Source organism: Geodermatophilus sp. SYSU D00079, from assembly GCF_054050635.1.
Genome location: NZ_JBJGZS010000022.1, coordinates 1 through 19,684, shown reverse-complemented (window position 1 = coordinate 19,684; position 19,684 = coordinate 1). Strand labels below are relative to the sequence as shown.

Annotated in this window: 20 protein-coding genes; 16 read left to right on the top strand and 4 right to left on the bottom strand. The window is 74.1% G+C overall.

Translation table 11 applies throughout. From position 1 onward, the window contains the following. Positions 1–717: a hypothetical protein gene (locus ACI79E_RS16620; protein WP_456933677.1), complete on the top strand. Its 717-nt coding sequence runs from the start codon at positions 1–3 to the stop codon at positions 715–717. Positions 718–853: 136 nt separating this feature from the next. Here ACI79E_RS16620 and ACI79E_RS16615 read toward each other — a convergent pair whose 3' ends face one another. After that, a complete protein-coding gene (locus ACI79E_RS16615) occupies positions 854–1,741 on the bottom strand; it encodes a diguanylate cyclase domain-containing protein (RefSeq protein WP_456933676.1) in 888 nt (295 codons plus the stop codon). 138 nt (positions 1,742–1,879) lie between these two features. Between ACI79E_RS16615 and ACI79E_RS16610 the strand changes: the two genes are divergently transcribed. The 3 genes from ACI79E_RS16610 to ACI79E_RS16600 all read left to right on the top strand — a co-directional run bounded on the left by ACI79E_RS16610 (position 1,880) and on the right by ACI79E_RS16600 (position 4,179). Then, a complete protein-coding gene (locus ACI79E_RS16610) occupies positions 1,880–2,815 on the top strand; it encodes a hydroxymethylglutaryl-CoA lyase (RefSeq protein WP_456933675.1) in 936 nt (311 codons plus the stop codon). Positions 2,816–2,839: 24 nt separating this feature from the next. Beyond that, positions 2,840–3,361, top strand: coding sequence for a flavin reductase family protein (locus ACI79E_RS16605; protein ID WP_456933674.1), 522 nt, complete (start codon positions 2,840–2,842; stop codon positions 3,359–3,361). Between the two features lie 77 nt (positions 3,362–3,438). Then, positions 3,439–4,179, top strand: coding sequence for a hypothetical protein (locus tag ACI79E_RS16600; RefSeq protein WP_456933673.1), 741 nt, complete (start codon positions 3,439–3,441; stop codon positions 4,177–4,179). An 88-nt stretch (positions 4,180–4,267) separates the two neighbouring features. Here ACI79E_RS16600 and ACI79E_RS16595 read toward each other — a convergent pair whose 3' ends face one another. Beyond that, positions 4,268–4,693, bottom strand: coding sequence for a hypothetical protein (locus tag ACI79E_RS16595; protein ID WP_456933672.1), 426 nt, complete (start codon positions 4,691–4,693; stop codon positions 4,268–4,270). Beyond that, positions 4,686–5,051 (bottom strand): hypothetical protein, encoded by a 366-nt coding sequence (locus ACI79E_RS16590; protein WP_456933671.1) that lies wholly within the window; start codon positions 5,049–5,051, stop codon positions 4,686–4,688. Before ACI79E_RS16590 ends, ACI79E_RS16595 begins: the two co-directional genes overlap by 8 nt. Before the next feature lie 136 nt (positions 5,052–5,187). On the opposite strand from ACI79E_RS16590, the gene ACI79E_RS16585 reads away from it, so the two are divergent. Next, on the top strand, positions 5,188–6,030 hold the full coding sequence (locus tag ACI79E_RS16585; RefSeq protein ID WP_456933670.1) for a PaaX family transcriptional regulator: 843 nt from the start codon (positions 5,188–5,190) through the stop codon (positions 6,028–6,030). Here the strand turns inward: ACI79E_RS16585 and ACI79E_RS16580 are convergent. Next, complete coding sequence (locus tag ACI79E_RS16580) at positions 6,000–6,992, bottom strand: aldo/keto reductase (protein ID WP_456933669.1); 993 nt, start codon at positions 6,990–6,992, stop codon at positions 6,000–6,002. The two genes, ACI79E_RS16585 and ACI79E_RS16580, sit on opposite strands and share 31 nt — an antisense overlap. 136 nt (positions 6,993–7,128) lie before the next feature. Between ACI79E_RS16580 and ACI79E_RS16575 the strand changes: the two genes are divergently transcribed. From ACI79E_RS16575 to ACI79E_RS16525, 11 genes are all read left to right on the top strand, one after another. After that, complete coding sequence (locus ACI79E_RS16575; protein WP_456933668.1) at positions 7,129–8,142, top strand: siderophore ABC transporter substrate-binding protein; 1,014 nt, start codon at positions 7,129–7,131, stop codon at positions 8,140–8,142. A gap of 37 nt (positions 8,143–8,179) precedes the next feature. Continuing rightward, entirely contained in the window at positions 8,180–9,199 is a 1,020-nt protein-coding gene (locus tag ACI79E_RS16570) for an ABC transporter permease (protein WP_456933667.1), read from the top strand. Then, positions 9,189–10,211: an iron chelate uptake ABC transporter family permease subunit gene (locus tag ACI79E_RS16565; RefSeq protein WP_456933666.1), complete on the top strand. Its 1,023-nt coding sequence runs from the start codon at positions 9,189–9,191 to the stop codon at positions 10,209–10,211. Before ACI79E_RS16570 ends, ACI79E_RS16565 begins: the two co-directional genes overlap by 11 nt. Beyond that, complete coding sequence (locus ACI79E_RS16560) at positions 10,208–10,966, top strand: iron ABC transporter ATP-binding protein (RefSeq protein WP_456933665.1); 759 nt, start codon at positions 10,208–10,210, stop codon at positions 10,964–10,966. The genes ACI79E_RS16565 and ACI79E_RS16560 overlap by 4 nt, the downstream gene beginning before the upstream one ends. A gap of 174 nt (positions 10,967–11,140) precedes the next feature. Further along, positions 11,141–12,922 carry an N-acetylglutaminylglutamine amidotransferase gene (locus ACI79E_RS16555; protein ID WP_456933664.1) on the top strand — a complete coding sequence of 594 codons (1,782 nt, stop codon included), beginning with the start codon at positions 11,141–11,143 and terminating at the stop codon, positions 12,920–12,922. A gap of 2 nt (positions 12,923–12,924) precedes the next feature. Next, entirely contained in the window at positions 12,925–14,679 is a 1,755-nt protein-coding gene (ngg, locus tag ACI79E_RS16550; protein ID WP_456933663.1) for an N-acetylglutaminylglutamine synthetase, read from the top strand. Between the two features lie 87 nt (positions 14,680–14,766). Further along, positions 14,767–15,189, top strand: a complete 423-nt coding sequence (gene crcB / locus ACI79E_RS16545; RefSeq protein WP_456933662.1) for a fluoride efflux transporter CrcB — start codon at positions 14,767–14,769, stop codon at positions 15,187–15,189. Next, the gene (locus tag ACI79E_RS16540) at positions 15,186–15,539 is read left to right on the top strand and encodes a fluoride efflux transporter FluC (protein ID WP_456933661.1); all 354 of its coding nucleotides are present in this window, start codon (positions 15,186–15,188) and stop codon (positions 15,537–15,539) included. Before crcB ends, ACI79E_RS16540 begins: the two co-directional genes overlap by 4 nt. A gap of 51 nt (positions 15,540–15,590) precedes the next feature. Then, complete coding sequence (locus ACI79E_RS16535) at positions 15,591–17,006, top strand: alpha,alpha-trehalose-phosphate synthase (UDP-forming) (protein ID WP_456933660.1); 1,416 nt, start codon at positions 15,591–15,593, stop codon at positions 17,004–17,006. Next, a complete protein-coding gene (gene otsB / locus ACI79E_RS16530) occupies positions 17,006–17,737 on the top strand; it encodes a trehalose-phosphatase (RefSeq protein WP_456933659.1) in 732 nt (243 codons plus the stop codon). The genes ACI79E_RS16535 and otsB overlap by 1 nt, the downstream gene beginning before the upstream one ends. Positions 17,738–18,033: 296 nt before the next feature. Further along, positions 18,034–19,647 (top strand): methyl-accepting chemotaxis protein, encoded by a 1,614-nt coding sequence (locus ACI79E_RS16525; RefSeq protein ID WP_456933658.1) that lies wholly within the window; start codon positions 18,034–18,036, stop codon positions 19,645–19,647. Positions 19,648–19,684: the final 37 nt, after the last annotated feature.

Here is a 19,684-nt window from a genome sequence, read left to right as displayed (position 1 = left end):
ATGGACGGGGACGGGCAGGCGCAGGAGTGGGACGCCGTCCCGCCGGGGCAGCAGATCCCCCCGGCGGGACACGGCTCGCCGGGGGGCTACGGCCCGCCGCCGGCCTACGCGCCGCCACCCGGGTACGGCCCGGCGTACGGGTACGGCGCCCCGGGCTACGGTCCTCCGCCGGGGTACGCGCCGGCCGGCTACGGTCCGCCGACGGCCTACGGTCCCCCGCCCGGGTACCCGCCCTCCCCGGGCTACGGGTGGGGCTGGCCGGCCGCGCCGGCGGCCTGGCCGGACGGCCCGGCGCGGCCCGGGGTGGCGACGACCGCCATCGTCCTCGGCTTCGTCACCGGCGGGCTGACCGCGCTGGCCTCGCTCGGCTTCCTCGTGGCCGTCGCCGGTGGTGAGGACGACGCCGCGACGGTGCTCCTGCTGCTGGGCCTGCCCTGCGCGGCCGGGCTGCTGGCGGGCGCCGCCCAGCTGCAGCGCCGCCGTCCGCCGGCCCTGCTGTTCGGCGCCGCGCTGGCCGCCGTGGGGGTCCTGCTGCTGACCCTGCTCGTGGGCGCGGCCACCCTGGGCGCGGACGACCGGGCCGGCCTGACCGTGTTCCTGCTGCTCGCCGCCCCTCTGCCGGTGCTGACCGCGGTCTACGCCCGGCTCGGCCGGGTGACCGGCTGGGCCGCCGCGCGGCCGCCGGGCGGGTGGGAGCGCGAGCCGGCCACGCGCTGAGGAGGCCGGGGTCGGCCTCGGCTCCGGGCCCCGTCCCGAGCGTGCGAGGGGTGGGGAGGACGGGGTCCCCCGTGGCTCCTGGCCCCGTCCAGGGCCCCGCCCCGAGCGTGCGAGGGGTGGGGAGGACGGGGTCCTCCTACTGCCGACGGGCGGTCTTGTCCGCGTACATCGCGTCGTCGGCCTCGCGGATCAGCAGCTCGTAGGCCAGCTCGGGGTCGGTGCCCCCGGCGACGGTGCCGATGCCGATGCTCATGCCCAGCGGGACGGTGACCTCGCCGATCGACAGCGGCTCGGTGAGGGTGCTGCGCAGCCGGTCGGCCAGCGACTCGGCGTCGGCCCGCTCGCTGTTCTCGCACACGATGCTGAACTCGTCGCCGCCGACCCGCGCGGCCGTGTCGCTGGAGCGCAGCACCGAGGTGAGCCGCTCGGCGAAGCCGACGAGCACCGCGTCGCCGACGGGGTGGCCGTGGCGGTCGTTGATCTCCTTGAAGCCGTCGAGGTCGATGCCCAGCACGCAGGTGGGGGTGCGCTCGCGGTGACCGCGCTCCAGGGCGTGCCGGAGCCGGTCACCGAACAGGATCCGGTTGGGCAGCCCGGTGAGCGGGTCGTGCAGTGACCGGTGCACCAGCGCCGCCTCCAGGGCCTTGCGCTCGGTGATGTCCTCGACGATCGCCACCAGGTGCGGCGGGTCGCCGTCCGGCGTGCCCTCGACCCAGGACGAGGTGAGCTGCGTGGGCACCGCGGTGCCGTCGGCCCGCACCAGCCGGGTCTCCAGCCGCATCGTCCGATGCCGGGTGACGAGCTCGGCGTGGGCTTCCTGGGCCGCAGGCCGGTCCTCCGGGTGGATGAGGCCCAGCACCGAGCAGCCGTAGAGGTCCTCGGCGGTGCGGCCCAGCATCGCGACGAAGGCAGGGTTGGCGTCGACCAGCAGACCGGAGGGCGTGACGAGCACGATGCCCATGGGCGCGTTGGAGAACGCGCTCGCGCGGTCCGCCGGGGGCAGCGTGCCCAACGCGTTCGTCACATCCCACCTCCGTGCCGGACATTCTGCGCACACTCCGCCGCGTTCCTGCAGGTTCTCGACGTGCAGGGTGCCCCGGACGGTTCCACGTGGAACCTCGGCACGGGGCAGGATGGGGTCCCGGACGCGAGGGGGGTTGCCGTGAACGACTTCGATCTGGTGCTGCCGACCGCCGTGGACATCCGCGAGGTGGGCATGCGCGACGGCCTCCAGCTGGAGGCCCCGGTGCCGCTGGAGGCCAAGCTGCAGATGCTGGAGGCGCTGGTCGCCACCGGTGTGCGGCGGATCGAGGCGACGTCCTTCGTCTCGCCGCGGGCGGTGCCCGCGCTGGCCGACGCCGACGCGGTCGCCGCGGAGCTGTCCCGGTGGGGCGACGTGCACTGGTCGGCCCTGGTGGCCAACCCGCGGGGCGCGACCCGCGCCGTGGACGCCGGCGTCGCGGACCTGGAGTACGTCGTCTCGGCCTCCGACGGGCACAGCCGGGCCAACGCCGGGCGCTCCACCGCCGAGGCCGTCGGTGCGGTCGGGGAGATCGCCGGCCTGGCGCACGGTGCCGGCGGGTCGCTCGAGGTGGTCATCGCCACCGCCTGGGACTGCCCCTTCGACGGGCGCACGCCGATCCCCCGCACCGTGGACGTCGCACGGGCGGCGGTCACCGCGGGCGCCGACGCGCTGTGCCTGGGCGACACCATCGGGACGACGACCCCGCTGCGGGTGGTGCAACTGCTCGACGCGGTCCGTCGGGCGTGTCCGGGCGTGCCGGTCGGCGTGCACTTCCACGACACCCGCGGCACCGGGCAGGCCAACGCACTGGCCGCCGTCCAGGCCGGGGTCACCCAGCTGGACTCGTCGGTCGGCGGGCTCGGCGGCTGCCCGTTCGCCCCCGGGGCCAGCGGCAACATCGCCACCGAGGAGCTGGTCTACATGCTGGAGGAGTCCGGCGTGCGCACCGGTCTGGACCTCGACGCCGTCCTCGCCGCCGCGCGGGTCACCGAGCAGGCGGTGGGGCACGAGCTGCCCAGCTCCCTGTACCGCGCCGGGGGCCGCTCGGTGCCCCGCGCCGCGTCCGTCGGCTGACCGGCCCCGTGGTTGGCTGAGGGCATGAGCGAGTCGGGCTCCCCGCTGGACGGCGCCGTCGAGATCGTCGACCCGGGCCTCATGCGCGAGGTGCTGGGGCACTTCGCCTCCGGGGTCACCGTGGTCACCGCGATCGACGACGAGGGGCCGATCGGCTTCACCTGTCAGTCGTTCAGCTCCCTGTCGCTGGACCCGCCCCTGGTGGTCTTCGCCCCCGCACGGACGTCGCGCACCTGGCCGCGGCTGCGCGAGCTCGGCCGGTTCTGCGTCAACGTCCTCGCCGAGGACCAGGACGGCCTGTCGGCCGCGTTCGCCCGCTCCGGTGAGGACAAGTTCGCCGGCGTCCACTGGCGGCCCAGCCGGCTCGGCCGGCCGGTGCTCGACGGCGTCGTGGCCTGGATCGACTGCGAGCTGTGGGCGGAGTACGACGGCGGCGACCACACCCTCGTCGCCGCGCGCGTGCTCGACCTGGGCGCGGACGGGCGACGGCGTCCCCTGCTGTTCCACCGCGGCGCCTACGGCCTGCTGGAGGGCCCGCGCGGCTGACCCGGCGCGGTCGCCAGGTGTGGAGGCGGCGCGGACGGGCACCCACCCCGTGCACCGCCTGAGAGGAGACGATCGCCATGGGACTGCTCGACCGGCTCTTCGGCCGCCGCCGGCGCGACGACGAGGGCTACCCGCAGGGGTACGCGCGCGGCTACGACGAGGACGACGGCGGCTACGGCTACGGCGCACCGCCACGCGGGCCCCGCTCGGACGACGAGCGGGCGATCGAGCGCTACCGCTACCTGCTGCGGACCGCTCCCCCGGACCAGATCGAGGCCGCCCACGCCGAGGCGTTCGCCCAGCTCACCCCGGAGCAGCGGCGGCAGGTGCTCGACCAGCTGGCCGCGGCCGGTGAGCGGGCACGCGGCGACGACGCCCGCAGCCTGGCCCAGGCCGCGACCCGGGCGGAGATGCGCCGTCCTGGCACGCTGGAGCGGGCCTTCGGCGGCTACGGCGGCCCCGGCTACGGCCGCGGTCCCGGCTACGGCGGCGGGCCCGGATACGGGGGTGGCTTCGGCGGCGGTTACGGCCCGAGCTTCGGCAGCATGATGGGCGCCAGCCTGCTGGGCACCGTGGGCGGCCTGGTGGTCGGGACGGCGGTCGCCGACGCGCTGTTCGACACCGGTCTGGGGGACGGCGGCCTGTTCGGCGGCGGCGACGAGGAGGCCTACGCCGCGGGCTACGCCGACGGCAACGACCCCGGCGGTGACTACGGGGGCGATCCGGGCGGCGACTTCGCCGGGGGCGCCGATGCCGGAGGGTGGGACGGCGGCGGTGGCGACTTCGGCGGGGACTTCGGCGGCGGCGGCGACTTCTGAGCCGCGACCCCCGCGATCCCGTCGACCACGGGGGCGGTGCCGGCCGACACGCCGCTGACCGGCGGGTCGCCGTGCACCACCCCCGTGGTCACCCCAGGAGGTCGGCGCGGGCCTGCCGGCGCAGCCAGAGCAGGCCGAGCACCGGCAGCACCAGCGGGATGAACAGATAGCCGCGTCCGTAGGCCGACCACACCGTCTCGTCGGGGAAGGCGGCCGGGTCCAGCAGCGAGAGGGTGCCCACGACCAGCACCCCGGCCAGCTCCACCGAGCAGGCGACCACGGCGGTGCGCCGCCCCCCGCGGGCGAAGGCCACCGTGGCCACCACGTAGACGACGGCGGCCAGGGCCGACAGCAGGTAGGCGATCGGCGCCTCGGAGAAGCGGGTGGCCAGCTGGACGGCGGCCCGTGCGCCCGCGGCCAGGGCGAACACCCCGTAGACGGCGACCAGCACGCGCCCGGGCCCACCCGAGGTGTCGCCCGCGGTCGCGCCGTCCATCCGTCCGTGTTCAGCCACCGGTCGCCTCCCACAGTTGCAGCAGCCGCCAGATCATGACTGCCACCGCACCGGCGGCGACGGCCAGCACGGTGCCTGCCCAGCGGGTCGGTTCCGACCGCGCCCACAGACCGCCGGCGACCGGCAGCAGCACGATGCCGCCGAGGTAGCCCAGGAACGTCGGGGTGTCGGCGGGGTGCTGCCCCCGCACCAGCAGCACGACGGCGAGCACCGCCTGCACCAGCAGCAGCACCTCCAGCAGCGCTGTCCCCCAGAGGTGGAGCAGGCCGATCCGCCGCCGCGCGAGGGTCGAGGCGAGACCGGCCACGGCCACCACGGCGGCGACGACGGTCACCGCCACCACGAGCGCCGGGATCACCGGGGGGACCTCGCGGGGACGGCGTTGCGCACGGATGTCATCCTCCCGCGTGGGGGAGACGGCCCGGGCACCCGCCCTGCCCCGGGCCGAACACCGCGCGGGCGCGCTCAGCGGGGGGCGCGCCGGAAGGATCGTCATGACCGTCCGCGACCTGGTGGTCGACCTCTTCTCCGAGCACGTCGACGCCGTCACCGACCAGCCGGTGCGGCTGCAGGCCCTGGTGGCCCTGCTCGAGGACTTCGACGTCGCCGAGCCGACGTCGCGCATGACCCTGGCCGCGCTGCGCCGGTCCGGGTGGCTGGCCGCGTCGCGATCGGGCCGGGAGACCCTCTACAGCCCCACCGAGGCGCTGCGCAGCGCCGTCCGGACGCGCTGGGCGCGGCTGGACGAGCGGCTCGGACCGTGGGACGGCCGCTGGCGCATGGTCATCTACACCGTGCCCGAGACCGACCGGTCGGCCCGGGAGCGGGTGCGCCGCACGCTCACCCGGCACGGGTTCGGCCCGCTGGCACCGGCGACGTGGCTCTCGCCGCACAAGGTCGCGCTGGACGACGTCCGGACCGAGCTCGCCGGTGAGCCGCTGAGCCGGCTGGACCTGCTCACCGCCCAGGTGACCCAGGAGACCGGTGGCTCGGACACCGAGCTGGCGGCCCGGTGCTGGGACCTGCAGGGGGTCGCCGCCGCGCACCGCCGGGTCATCGACCGGATCCGGCAGGTGCTCGCCGGCCCGGCCCTCGACGGGGCGACGGCGCTGGTGACCCACCTGCGGGTGCTCGCCGAGATGCGGCGGGTCGGTGTCAGCGACCCGGTGCTCCCCGACGCGCTGCGACCGCCGGGCTGGCCCGGACCGGAGCTCCGCGAGGCCTGGGAGGAGCTCTGCGCCCGGCTGCACGGCCCGGCGCGCGAGCACGTGGGCAGCGTGCTGCTGCCGGGGGGCAGGCGCCCGGTTCAGCGGTGCACGGTGGACATGTCGGGGTAGCGGTCACCGGCGGTGCTGCCGGCCGGCGCGGCGTCGTCCAGCCGGCGCAGGTCGTCGTCGGAGAGCCGGACGTCGGCCGCGGCGGCGTTCTCCTCCAGGTAGGCCACCCGCTTGGTGCCGGGGATGGGCACGACGGTCGGGTTCCCCTCCCGCCCGCCCTGGGCCATCACCCACGCCAGGGCGAGCTGGCCGGCGGTGACCCCCTTCTCGTCGGCGATCTCGCGGACCCGGTCCACCAGCTCCAGGTTCCGGGCGAAGTTCTCCCCCTGGAAGCGCGGGTTGCGCCGGCGGAAGTCGTCGGGGGCGAGGTCGTCGACGCTGCGGATCTGCCCGGAGAGGAAGCCGCGGCCCAGCGGCGAGTAGGCGACGAAGCCGATGCCGAGCTCGGCGCAGGTGGCCAGCACGCCGTCGTCCTCGGGGTCGCGGGTCCACAGCGAGTACTCGGTCTGCACGGCCGTCACCGGCTGGACGGCGTGCGCGCGGCGGATGGTCTCCGGCGCGGCCTCGGAGATGCCGACCGAGCGCACCTTGCCGGCCTCGACCAGCTCACGCAGCGCGCCCCAGGTCTCCTCGACCGGCACCGTGGTGTCCACCCGGTGCTGGTAGTAGAGGTCGATGACGTCGACGCCGAGCCGCTGCAGCGAGGCGTCGCAGGCCCGGCGCACGTAGTCCGGGCGGCCGTTGATGCCGCGGAAGGAGCCGTCCTCGCCGCGCTCGTTGCCGAACTTGGTGGCCAGCACCACCTTGTCGCGGCGGCCGGCGATCGCGCGGCCGACCAGGCGCTCGTTGGTGAAGGGCCCGTACATGTCCGCGGTGTCGAGGAAGGTGACGCCGAGGTCGAGTGCCCGGTGGATGGTCCGCTCGGCCTCGGCCTGGTCGCCGGTCCCGTAGAACTCGCTCATCCCCATGCAGCCCAGGCCCTGGGCGGACACGGTCAGGTCTCCGAGTGTGCGCGTCTGCATGGCCCCTCCCCTGCCCTCCCGCGCCGCCGGTCAACCGGCTCACGGGGACCCGCTTGACAGGCGGTACCGGTGGTGTGACAGGTTAGGCAGGCCTTACTGAGCCAAGCCTTCCCTTGCCCGCCCTGACAGGAGCACGATGCGCACGACCGCCCGGCCGCTGGCCGCCCTCTCCCTCACCGTGGCCACCGCCCTGGCCCTGTCCGCGTGCGGCGAGGGCGAGGACACCGCCGGAGCCAGCGCGGCCGAGACCGAGACCGTCTCCTTCACGTGGGACCGGAACACCGCCGCGGAGGACGAGGAGCCCGTCCTCGAGGAGACGACGGTCGAGGTCCCGAAGAACCCCGAGCGGATCGTCGCCTTCGACATCGCCAGCCTCGACACCATCGGCGCGCTGGGCGGGGAGGTCGTGGGCGCCCCGCTGGACTCGGTGCCGGACTACCTCCAGGACCACCTGGCCGACGACGCCTTCAACGCCGGCACGCTGTTCGAGGCCGACCTCGTCGAGATCGAGTCGCAGCAGCCCGACCTCATCGTCATCGGCGGCCGCTCGTCGGCGCTGTACGAGGACCTCAGCGAGATCGCCCCGACCGTCGACCTGAGCCTCCGGGGGACCTACACCGAGACCCTGGAGCGCAACGCCACGTTCCTCGGCGAGGTGCTCGGCGCCGAGGACGAGGCGGCCGCGGCGATCGCCGAGGTCGAGGCCGGGATCGAGGAGGCGCGGGCCGCCACCGCTGAGGCCGGCACGGGCCTGGGTCTCATGGTCTCCGGCGGGGAGCTCAGCGCGATGGCCCCGGCCGGTGAGGGCTCCGACGCGCGCGGCGCCCGGGGTGGGCTGATCTACGACGCCTTCGGCGTCCAGCCCGTGGTGGAGGACATCAAGGCCGCCACGCACGGCGAGCCGGTCTCCTTCGAGTTCCTGCTGGAGACCGACCCCGACCACCTGTGGGTGGTCGACCGGGACGCGGCCACCGGTGAGGCGGGCGCGCAGTCGGCGCAGGCGGTGCTCGACAACGACATCGTCAAGCAGACCACCGCGTACCAGAACGACCAGATCCACTACCTCGACCCGACGGCCTGGTACATCGTCTTCGGGGGCATCGACACCACGAAGATCATGATCGACGACGTCCTGCAGATCGCGGCGTGATCCACGTGGAACCGGCGGAGCGCCCCTCCCCCTCTCCGTGACGGCGCTCGACTCCACCTCGACGAGCACCCCTGCCCGCGTGCGGCCCCGCCGCACCTGGGTGGGGGTGCTCATCGGCGTCCTCCTCGTCCTCCTCGCACTGGTCAGCCTGTTCGTCGGCGTGTCCGACGTGTCCCCGGCCTCGGTCCTCGCCGGGGGGCCCGGCAGCGACGCGGCCTTCCTGCTCCTGGTCAGCCGGATCCCCCGCACGGTCGCCGTGGTCCTCGTCGGTGCCTCCCTCGGGATCGCCGGCCTGATCATGCAGATGCTCGTGCGCAACAAGTTCGTGGAGCCGAGCACCACCGGCGTCAGCGAGTTCGCGACGCTCGGCATGCTCGTCACGATCGTGTTCTTCCCGGGCCTGGCCGTGGTGGGGAAGATGGGCGTCGCGGCGGTCTTCGGCCTCGTCGGCACCTGGGTGTTCCTGCGGGTGGTGCGGGTCGTGCCCGTCCGCCAGCTCGTGCTCGTCCCGCTGGTCGGGATCATGCTCGGCGGCGTCGTGGGCGCGGTGACGACGTTCTTCGCCTACCGCCTCGACCTCCTCCAGTCCCTCGGGCAGTGGTCCCAGGGCAGCTTCGCCACGGTCATGCAGGGCCGGTACGAGTTCGTGTGGATCGCCGGCCTCATGGTCGGGGTGGCCTGGCTGGCCGCCGACCGGTTCAGCGTGATCGGCCTCGGCGAGGAGTTCGCGACCAACCTGGGGCTGGACTACCGGCGCGTCGTCGCCGTCGGCATGGTGGTCATCGCGGTGATCACCGCGGCCGTGCTCGTCACGGCCGGGCTGATCCCCTTCCTGGGGCTGGTCGTGCCCAACGTCGTCAGCCTCCTCATCGGCGACAACGTGCGCCGCGCGATCCCCTGGGTCGCCGGGCTGGGGGCGGTCTTCGTCCTCGGCTGCGACGTCCTGGCGCGCGTCATCCGCTTCCCCTACGAGATCCCGCTGTCGGTCATCGTCGGCATCATCGGTGCGGCGGTGTTCCTCTGGCTGCTGCTGCGGAGGCGGAGCCGTGCTCACTGACCCCGCCACGACGGCGGCTCCCGCGGCCGCCCGCGCCCCCCGGGCCGGCATCGGCGCGTACTGGCGCCGGCCGTGGGTCCGCCTGGCCGCACTGGGCGCCGCCGTCCTGGTCCTGACCGTGGTCTACCTGGTCACCGACGTGCCGGGCTCGCTGGCCTTCGCGCTGGAGATCCGCAGCCTCAGCGTGGTCGCGATGGTCGTCGTCGCGACCGCGGTCGGGGTGTCGACGGTCGTGTTCCACACCATCACCCAGAACCGCATCCTCACCCCCTCGATCATGGGGTTCGACGCGTTCTACGTGCTGGTCTCGACCATCATCGTGTTCGTCTCCGGATCGGCGTCGTTCCTGGCCTTCGACCAGTTCACGCTCTGGCTCGTGCAGGTCGCCGTCATGGTGGCCTTCAGCGTGCTGCTGTTCACCTGGCTGTTCGGCGGCAGGCGCCGGTCGATCCACCTCATGCTGCTGGTCGGCATCGTGCTGGGCACGTTCTTCCGCAGCGCCACCGAGTGGATGCAGCGGATGCTCGACCCGCTGGACTTCCAGGTGCTGTCCGACGCGATGTTCGCCTCCCTCACCCGGCCCGACGAGACGCTGCTGGTGCTCACCGCCGTCCTCGTCGCCCTCGGCTGCGCCGCGGTGCTGCCCCTGCTGCGCACCCTGGACGTGCTGACGCTGGGCGAGCCGGCGGCCGTGGGCCTGGGGGTCGACCACCGCCGCGTCGTCATGGTCCTGTTCGGCGGCGTCTCGGTGATGGTCGCCGCCTCGACGGCGCTGGTGGGGCCGATCCTGTTCTTCGGCCTCATCGTCGCCAACCTCGCCTACTCCTACGCGGGCTCCTTCCGCCACGTGTGGACGCTGCCCACCGCCGTCCTCCTCGGCGTGATCTGCCTGCTGGGCGGCCAGCTGGTCCTGGAGCGGGTGCTCGGCTTCGGCGGCACCCTCTCCACGGTCATCGACTTCGCCGGCGGCCTGTTCTTCCTGTACCTCGTGCTGCGGAAGGGGGCGCGGTGATCGCGCTCGAGAACGCCACCAAGCGCTACGGCGCCCAGACGGTCGTCGACGACGTCTCGATCCGGTTCGGCGGGGAGGGCGTCACGGCGCTCATCGGCCCGAACGGCGCCGGCAAGTCCACGCTGTTCGGTCTCGTCGGCCGCCTCGTCCAGCCCGACGCCGGCCGGGTCACGGTCAACGGGATGGACGTCGCGCGGACGCCGTCGGGCCAGCTGGCCCGCACCCTCGCCGTGCTGCGCCAGGACAACCACGTCGCCGCCCGGCTGACCGTGCACGACCTGGTGGAGTTCGGCCGGTTCCCGCACTCCCGGGGGCGGCTGACGGTGGACGACCGGGAGCACATCGAGCGCGCCATCACCTACCTCGACCTCGAGCCCTACCGGGGCCGGTTCCTCGACGAGCTGTCCGGCGGTCAGCGCCAGCGGGCCTTCATCGCGATGGTGCTGGCGCAGGACACCGAGTACGTCCTGCTCGACGAGCCGCTGAACAACCTCGACCTGCGGCACATGACCGAGATCATGCGGCTGGTCCGCCAGATGGCCGACGAGCTCGGCAAGCGGGTCGTGACCGTGCTCCACGACGTCAACTTCGCCGCGACCTGGTCCGACCGCATCGTCGCGATGCGCGACGGCCGCGTCGTGGCGGACGCGGCCGCGCGGGACATCATGCGGCCGGAGGTGCTGGAGGCGGTCTACGACACCCCCGTCGACGTCCGCGAGATCGACGGCCGGCCGGTCGCCCTGTACTACGGCTGAGCGCCGCCGACGGTCCCGCCCACGTCGGCCGCGGCACCGCTGACGGGCCAAGCCCACCACCGCCGTCTGCCTCCTGAGGGCTCCGGTTCCACGTGGAACGGGCCGGTGTTTCGGACGTGTGACGTTCTCCCGGCCGCCTGGCGGGTCACCGGGGAGGGGGGTTGGATCGAACCCATGTGCGGGCTCTCCGGCGAGATCCGGTTCGACGGCTCCCTGGCCGACACCACCGCCGTCGCGCGGATGGTGGACGCCCTCGTGCCCCGCGGCCCGGACGGCCAGGGCACGTGGAGCAACGGGCGGGTGGCGTTCGGGCACCGCCGGCTGTCGGTCATCGACCTGTCCACCTGCGGCTCGCAGCCGATGATCGACAACGACCTCGGGCTGACCGCCGTCTTCAACGGCTGCATCTACGACTACCGGGAGCTGCGCGCCGAGCTCGAGGGCCACGGCTACCGGTTCTTCTCGCACAGCGACACCGAGGTGATCCTCAAGGGCTACCACCACTGGGGCACCGACGTCGTCTCGCACCTGCACGGCATGTTCGCCTTCGTCATCCACGAGCGCGACACCGGCCGCATCGTCATGGCCCGCGACCGGCTGGGCATCAAGCCGCTCTACCTGGCCGAGACGCCGGGCCGGCTGCGGTTCGCCTCCACGCTGCCCGCCCTGCTGCGGGCCGGCGACGTCGACACCTCGATCGACCCGGTCGCGCTGCACCACTACCTCACCTGGCACGCGGTCGTACCGGCGCCGCGCACGATCCTCAACGGCGTCCGGAAGCTGCCGCCGGCGACCCTGCGGGTGGTCGAGGCCGACGGCACCTCCCGCGAGGAGCGCTACTGGAACGCCACCTACGAGCGGCGCCCCGAGCACGCCTCCTGGTCCGCCCGCGACTGGGAGGACGCCATCGAGGAGGCACTGCGGGTCGCCGTCCGCCGGCGGCTGGTCGCCGACATCCCGGTCGGCGTGCTGCTGTCCGGCGGCCTGGACTCCAGTCTCATCGTCGGCCTGCTGGCCCAGGAGGGGCAGACCGGCCTGGCCACCTACTCCATCGGCTTCGAGTCGGTCGGCGGGCGCGAGGGCGACGAGTTCCAGTACTCCGACGTCATCGCCGAGCGGTTCGCGACCGACCACCACCGGATCCGGGTCGCCTCCGACGAGCTCGCCGCGGCGCTGGGGCACGCCATCGGGGCGATGGCCGAGCCCATGGTCAGCCACGACGTCGTCGCCTTCGACCTGCTCTCCGAGCGGGTCAGCCAGACCATCCGGGTGGTGCAGTCCGGCCAGGGCGCCGACGAGGTCTTCGCCGGCTACCACTGGTACCCGCCGCTGGCCGACGTCGGCCGCGACGAGGCCGTGGCGCGCTACGCCGCGGCGTTCTTCGACCGCGACCACGACCAGATGCGGAGGGTCGTCTCCGACCGGTACGCCCTCGACGAGGACCCGAGCCTGGCCTTCGTCCGTCAGCACATGTCCATGCCCGGCGCCGAGACGGCCGTGGACGCCGCCCTGCGGCTGGACAGCGAGGTCATGCTGGTCGACGACCCGGTGAAGCGCGTGGACAACATGTCCATGGCGTGGGGCCTGGAGGCGCGGGTGCCGTTCCTCGACCACGACCTCGTCGAGCTGGCCGCGATGTGCCCGCCGGAGCTCAAGCTCGCCGACGGCGGCAAGGGCGTGCTCAAGGCGATCGGCCGGCGGATCATCCCGCCGGAGGTCATCGACCGGCCCAAGGGCTACTTCCCGGTGCCGGCGATCACCCACCTCGAGGGCAAGGTGCTCGACCTGGTGCGGGACGCGCTCTCGGGCGAGGCCGCCCGGGAACGCGGGCTGTTCCGTCCCGAGTACGTGCGCGAGCTGCTCGGCGCCCCCAACGGTGAGCTCACCCCGCTGCGCGGAAACAAGCTGTGGCAGCTCGGCCTGCTCGAGCTGTGGCTGCAGACCCACGGGGTCTAGCGGTGCCCCGGGTCGCCGGGCACCGACGCCGCACGCCGGTGATGGACACCCCGTCGTTCACCAGCCGGTCGTGGCAGCAGCCCTCCGAGCACCAGCGCCAGGGCATGGCCGCCGACGTCGTCCTCGACCTGGGCTGGGGGCGGCTGGTCTTCGGCCAGACCTTCGAGGACCTCCACGGGATCGTCGACGCGTTGCGCGCCGAGGGCAGCGGCCGCCGCGACATCTGCATCTACCCGCGGGACCCGCACGTGCTGGTCGGCATGGCCCCCGACGAGCTCTTCATCGACCCCAGCTACACCTACCGGCTGGACTTGCACCGCTACCGGCCGCGGCACGAGCTGATCCGGGGCGTCTTCGTGCGCACGGTGACCTCGCTGGCCGACATGGAGGAGATCAACGGCATCTACGCCCGCAACGGCATGGTGACCGGGGACGCCGCGACGATGTGGGCCAACCACCGCACCCGGACCTTCACCTATCTGGTCGCGGAGGACCGGCGCACCGGCCGCATCGTCGGCACCGTCACCGGCGTCGACCACGTCCTGGCCTTCGGCGACCCGGAGGGCGGCGCCAGCCTGTGGTGCCTGGCCGTGCATGCCCAGGACGCCCCGCCCGGCACCGGGGAGGCGCTGGTCCGGGTGCTCGCCGAGCGCTACGTCGGCCGCGGGCGGGCCTACCTGGACCTGTCGGTCCTGTACGACAACAGCGGGGCCATCGCGCTGTACCGCAAGCTCGGGTTCCAGCGGACCCCCGCGGTGTGCGTCAAGCGCAAGAACCCGATCAACACACCGCTGTTCGCCTCCCGTCCCCCGGGCCTGGAGGAGCTCAACCCCTACGCCCGCATCATCGCCGACGAGGCCATGGAGCGCGGCATCCGCGTGGAGGTCACCGACGCCGAGTGGGGCGAGATGCGGCTGTCCCTGGGCGGCCGCAGCGTGCTCACCCGCGAGTCGCTGTCGGAGTTCACCAGCGCGGTCGCGATGAGCCGCTGCGACGACAAGCGGGTCACCCGCCGGATCGTGGAGCGCGCCGGGGTCCAGGTGCCCCGGGGCGCGCTGGTCACCGAGGGCCGGCTGGACGACGGGCGGGCGCTGCTCGACGAGTGCGGCGAGGTCGTGGTGAAGCCCGCCCGCGGCGAGCAGGGCCGGGGCATCACCGTGGGCGTGACCTCCCCCGAGGCGCTGGAGCGGGCCGTCGCCCTCGCCCTGCACTTCTGCCCCGAGGTGCTGGTCGAGGAGCTGGTCGCCGGCGACGACCTGCGGGTGGTGGTCATCGACCACGAGGTGGTGGCCGCCGCGGTGCGCCGTCCGGCCGAGGTGGTCGGCGACGGCCGCACGCCGGTGACCGGGCTGGTGCGCGCCACCAGCCGCCGCCGGGAGCGGGCCACCGGCGGGGAGTCGACGATCCCGCTGGACGACACCACCGCCGAGGTGGTCGCCGAGGCCGGCTACGCGATGGACGACGTCCCGCCGTCCGGGGAGCGCATCCGCGTCCGGCGGACGGCGAACCTGCACACCGGCGGCACCATCGAGGACGTCACCGACCGGCTGCACCCGGCGATCGCGGAGGCCGCCGTGCGGGCCAGCCGGGCGATCGGCATCCCCGTCACGGGCCTGGACTTCCTGGTGCCGGACGTCGAGGGCGAGGAGCACGTGTTCATCGAGGCCAACGAGCGGCCGGGGCTGGCCAACCACGAGCCCCAGCCGACCGCGGCGCGCTTCGTGGACCTGCTGTTCCCCGAGACCCGCCGCCGCTGACGGAGCACCCCCTGCCCCGCCACTCGCGGGCTCGCGGCGGGCCCCCGCAGGGCCGACAGCGCGGCCTCCCTTCGGGAGGATGAGCTCGTGGCGTACCTGATGGCGGCTCTCGGCGGCGTGCTGGGCGCGCTGGCCCGCTGGGGGGTGGGGACGGCGCTGCCGCACTCCCCCGACCGGTGGCCGTGGGCCACGCTCCTGGTGAACCTCACCGGGTGCCTCGCGCTCGGGGTCCTGCTGGGCGCGGTGTTCGCCGTCCACCCCGACCACCCCTGGCTGCGGCCCTTCCTGGGCACCGGAGTCCTCGGCGGCTACACGACCTTCTCGACCTTCGCCGTGGAGACGGTGCAGCTGGCGGACTCGGGCGCGTGGGCGACGGCCGGCGGCTACGTGGCGGCGTCCGTGCTCGGCGGGGTGCTCGCGGCAGCCACCGGCGTCGTCCTCGGACGCCGGCTCACCCCGCGCCCGGTCCCCCTCGAGGCCGAGGTGGCGGTCGAGGAGGACGTCGCGTGACGGCGCTGGTGGTGGCGCTCGGCGCCCTGGTCGGTGCGCCGCTGCGGCTGCTCGCGGAGCGGCTCGCCGTCGCCGGCCGTGGCCGCGGCAGCGTCGTCGGGACGCTGACGGTGAACGTGCTGGGCAGCGCGGTGCTCGGCGTCCTCCTCGGTCTGCCGTCGGTCTCCCCCACCGTGGTGGCGCTGGTCGGCACGGGCTTCTGCGGGACGGTGACCACCTTCTCGACCTACGGCAACGACGTCGTCCGGCTCGTGGAGGAACGGGCGCTGGGGCGCGCGCTCGGCTACCTCGTCGCGACGCTGGTGCTGGGCCTCGGCGCGGCCGCCGCCGGCTACGCGCTGGCCGCGTGAGGAGGGTCCACGGTGCCGCCGCGGGGCGGCATCAGTAGGGTCGGAGGCGGCATGGGTGGAGCATCCGGAGGAGACGCGCGGGCGGACAGCCCCGTCGTGGTGGTGGCCAACCGGCTGCCCGTCGACCAGGTGACCGCGCCGGACGGGACGACGCGCTGGCAGCGCAGCCCCGGCGGGCTGGTGACGGCCCTGGAGCCGTTCGTGGCCGGCCGCGGGGGCGCCTGGGTCGGCTGGTCCGGCTCGGCCGGGGAGGCGCCGGAGCCGTTCGAGTCCGGCGGCATGCAGCTGATCCCGGTCCCGCTCTCCGAGGAGGAGGTGGACCGGTACTACGAGGGCATGTCCAACGCCTCGCTGTGGCCGCTCTACCACGACGTCGTCGAGAAGCCCGAGTACCACCGGACCTGGTGGGACACCTACGTCCAGGTCAACAAGCGCTTCGCCGAGCGCGCCGCCGAGGTCGCCGCCGAGGGCGCGATCGTGTGGGTCCACGACTACCAGCTGCAGCTGGTCCCGGCGATGCTGCGCCAGCGCCGCCCCGACCTCACCATCGGGTTCTTCCTGCACATCCCCTTCCCGCCCTACGAGCTGTTCACCCAGCTGCCGTGGCGCTCGGCGATCGTGGAGGGGCTGCTCGGCGCCGACCTGGTCGGGTTCCAGCGGCCGAGCGCGGCGTCGAACTTCGTCCAGCTCGCCCGCCGGCTGCACGAGCTGCCGGCCCGCGGGACGACGGTGGAGTACGACGGCCGCACGGTCACCGCCCGCGCCTTCCCCATCTCCATCGACGTGGCCGCCTTCGACGAGCTGGCGAGCTCGCCGGAGGTGGTCCAGCGGGCCAAGGAGATCCGCGCCGAGCTCGGCAACCCGGAGAAGATCATCCTGGGTGTCGACCGGCTCGACTACACCAAGGGCATCGCCGTGCGGCTTGCCGCGTTCCAGGAGCTGCTCGAGGACGGCGTCCTGGAGGCTCCGGGCACCGTGCTGGTGCAGGTGGCCACGCCCAGCCGGGAGCGGGTCGAGCACTACGTGCACATGCGCGAGACCATCGAGCAGCAGGTCGGGCACATCAACGGCGTCTTCGGCACGCTCGGCGGCCCGGCGGTGCACTACATCAACCAGTCGGTGCCCCGCGAGGAGCTGGCCGCGCTGTACCGGGCCGCCGACGTCATGCTCGTCACGCCGTACCGCGACGGGATGAACCTGGTCGCCAAGGAGTACGTCGCGGCGCGCGGCGACCTCGGCGGTGCCCTGGTGCTCTCGGAGTTCGCCGGTGCCGCCGCCGAGCTGAAGCAGGCCTTCCTGGTCAACCCGCACGACATCGCCGGCGTCAAGAACCAGCTGGTGCGCGCACTGCGGGCCGAGCCGTCAGAGCTGGCCAGGCGGATGCGCGCCATGCGCCGGCACCTGGCGAAGAACGACCTCGAGCACTGGGCGACGTCCTTCTTCGACGCGCTGCGCGCCCAGCAGTGATGGCCGGGCTGGGCACCGCGCTCCGGGAGCTCGCCGGACGGCGGCCGCTGCTGGTGGCCAGCGACTACGACGGCGTCCTCGCCCCGCTGGTCGGGGACCCGTCGTCGGCGGTCCCCTCCCCCGGCGTCGCCGAGGCGCTGGCCCGGTTGGCGGACCGCCCCGGCGTCGTCGTCGCGCTCGTCAGCGGCCGTGGCGTGGCCGACCTCCGGACGGTCAGCGGCCTGTCCGGCCCCTACCGGTGGGTGGGCAGCCACGGCGCGGAGTTCGACGGCCCGCTCACCGGGGAGCTCGCCGCCCGCCGCGACGCCCTCGCCGAGCGGCTGGCGCCGCTCGTGGCCGCGGTGCCCGGCGCGCTGCTGGAGGTGAAGCCGGCCAGCGTGGCGGTGCACGTGCGGCAGGTCGCCGACCGCGCCGCGGCCGCGGACCTCCTCGTGGCCGCCGATCGGGCCACCGATCCGTCACTGACGAAGAAGCCGGGCAAGGAGGTGCTCGAGCTCGCCGTCACCGACGCCGACAAGGGGCGGGCCCTGCTCCGGCTGCGCGACGAGCTCGGTGCGGCGGCGGCGGTCTACCTCGGGGACGACCTCACCGACGAGGACGCCTTCCGGGCGCTCCCCGCCGGCGACGTCACCGTCAAGGTCGGCGAGGGCGACACCGCGGCCCGCTTCCGCATCCCCGGCCCCACGGCCGTCGTCCCCCTGCTCGAGGAGCTCGCGGACCTGCTCGCCTGACGCCGTGTCGCGGACGCGCCCCGGGTCACCGACCGGGCCGCGGCAGCCGACCGGCCGGGTGCTGTCGACAATCCGGGCACCGGTCCCAGGACGACCGCTGACGGTGGGCCGGAAGAGGGCCGGTCGCCGTTTCCGCGGTGTCGACAAGTGTCGACGACAAGCCGGTCACCACACCGCAGGAAAACGATTCCGCATCTGCACGGGAATGGGCGCGGAACGGCTCTGGAGTGGCTCCACACTTTGGCGAAACGCACATCCGTCTGCATTTACGCCGTCGTCCCTGGAGGGGCATCCCCGTGTACTCCACCACCCCCGCTCCCCCTGGTCGCACCTCCGGGTGGTTCGCCGACCGGCCGGTCGGCGTGCGGATCGGCGCGGTCGTCGCGCTGCTCGCCGCCGTGGTCCTGGCGACCAACGTCCTCGCGGTCCTGCGGATCTCCGAGATGCGCACCCACCAGGAGACGATCTACACCGAGAACCTCGAGCCCCTCAATGCGCTGTCCGCGGTGCAGCGCGCGACCGCCGCGCACCGCGCCCGCGTGCTGGAGTACGCCGTCTCCGACCCCGCCCGCCGCCTGGAGCTGCGCGGCGAGATGGACGAGAAGCAGGCCGACGTCGACGCCGCCCTCGCCGACTACGAGCCCTACGTCATCGACCAGGCCGCCATGGACGCCTACCTCGACGGCCGGCAGCAGTTCCTGGCCACCAACGAGGCCCAGCTGTTCCCCGCGGCCGACCGCGGTGACCTCGCCACCTACGCCCAGGTCTACCGGGACGTCTCCAGCCCCTTGCTGACCCAGATCGCCGACGGGCTGGAGGAGGAGGGCGTGGCGCAGTCCGCCCAGGCCGCTGCCCGCAACGCGGAGGCCGCCGAGCGGGCCGCCTCCGCGGTCACGACGCTGCTGGTCAGCGCCCTGGTGGCGACCGCGCTCGCCACCGGGCTCACCGTGGTCGTCGTCCGCCGGATCACCCGGACCGTGCGGGTGGTGCAGGAGGTGGCCGAGACCATGGCCGCCGGCGACCTGACCCGCAGCACCGGCGTCCACTCCGCCGACGAGCTGGGCCGGATGGCCGCGGCCCTGGACGCGGCGCAGGCCAACCTCCGGGAGGTCATGGCGTCGGTCGCGACCTCGGCGGACGCGGTGGCGGCCTCGTCGGAGGAGCTGTCGTCGTCGTCGGCGCAGATCGCGGCGTCGGCCGAGGAGACCTCGACGCAGTCCGGTGTGGTGGCCGGTGCGGCCGAGGAGGTCAGCCGCAGCGTGGAGACGGTGGCCGCGGGTGCCGAGCAGATGGGGGCCTCGATCCGGGAGATCGCGACCAACGCCGCGGAGGCCTCGGACGTGGCGGCGCGGGCGGTGACGGCGGCGGCGTCGACGACGGCGACGGTGGCCAAGCTGGGTGACTCCTCGGCCGAGATCGGCAACGTGGTCAAGGTGATCACCTCGATCGCCGAGCAGACCAACCTGCTGGCGCTCAACGCCACGATCGAGGCCGCCCGGGCCGGCGAGGCCGGCAAGGGCTTCGCCGTGGTGGCCAACGAGGTCAAGGAGCTGGCGCAGGAGACGGCCAAGGCGACCGAGGACATCGCCCGGCGGGTCGAGGCGATCCAGCACGACACCGGTGCGGCGGTGACCGCGATCGAGGAGATCTCCCAGATCGTCGCGCAGATCTCCGACCGGCAGACCACCATCGCGTCCGCCGTGGAGGAGCAGACCGCCACCACCAGTGAGATGTCCCGGTCGGTCCAGGAGGCCGCCGGCGGCTCCGGTCAGATCGCCGAGAACATCGTCAGCGTCTCCACCGCGGCGGACTCGACCACCCAGGCGCTGACCCAGACCCGCACCGCCGTCGACGAGCTGTCGCGGATGGCGTCGGACCTGCGCACCAGCATCTCCCGCTTCACCTACTGACCCGCGGCCGGTGGGGGAGGCCTCTCCCCCACCGGCC

Excerpts from the sequence above, each read along its gene's own strand:
- ACI79E_RS16620 (WP_456933677.1), top strand. The coding sequence starts at position 1 with ATGGACGGGGACGGGCAGGCGCAGGAGTGGGACGCCGTCCCGCCGGGG.
- ACI79E_RS16605 (WP_456933674.1), top strand. The coding sequence starts at position 2,840 with ATGAGCGAGTCGGGCTCCCCGCTGGACGGCGCCGTCGAGATCGTCGAC.
- ACI79E_RS16600 (WP_456933673.1), top strand. The coding sequence starts at position 3,439 with ATGGGACTGCTCGACCGGCTCTTCGGCCGCCGCCGGCGCGACGACGAG.
- ACI79E_RS16585 (WP_456933670.1), top strand. The coding sequence starts at position 5,188 with ATGACCGTCCGCGACCTGGTGGTCGACCTCTTCTCCGAGCACGTCGAC.
- ACI79E_RS16580 (WP_456933669.1), bottom strand. The coding sequence starts at position 6,992 with ATGCAGACGCGCACACTCGGAGACCTGACCGTGTCCGCCCAGGGCCTG.
- ACI79E_RS16575 (WP_456933668.1), top strand. The coding sequence starts at position 7,129 with ATGCGCACGACCGCCCGGCCGCTGGCCGCCCTCTCCCTCACCGTGGCC.
- ACI79E_RS16555 (WP_456933664.1), top strand. The coding sequence starts at position 11,141 with ATGTGCGGGCTCTCCGGCGAGATCCGGTTCGACGGCTCCCTGGCCGAC.
- ACI79E_RS16535 (WP_456933660.1), top strand. The coding sequence starts at position 15,591 with ATGGGTGGAGCATCCGGAGGAGACGCGCGGGCGGACAGCCCCGTCGTG.
- otsB (WP_456933659.1), top strand. The coding sequence starts at position 17,006 with ATGGCCGGGCTGGGCACCGCGCTCCGGGAGCTCGCCGGACGGCGGCCG.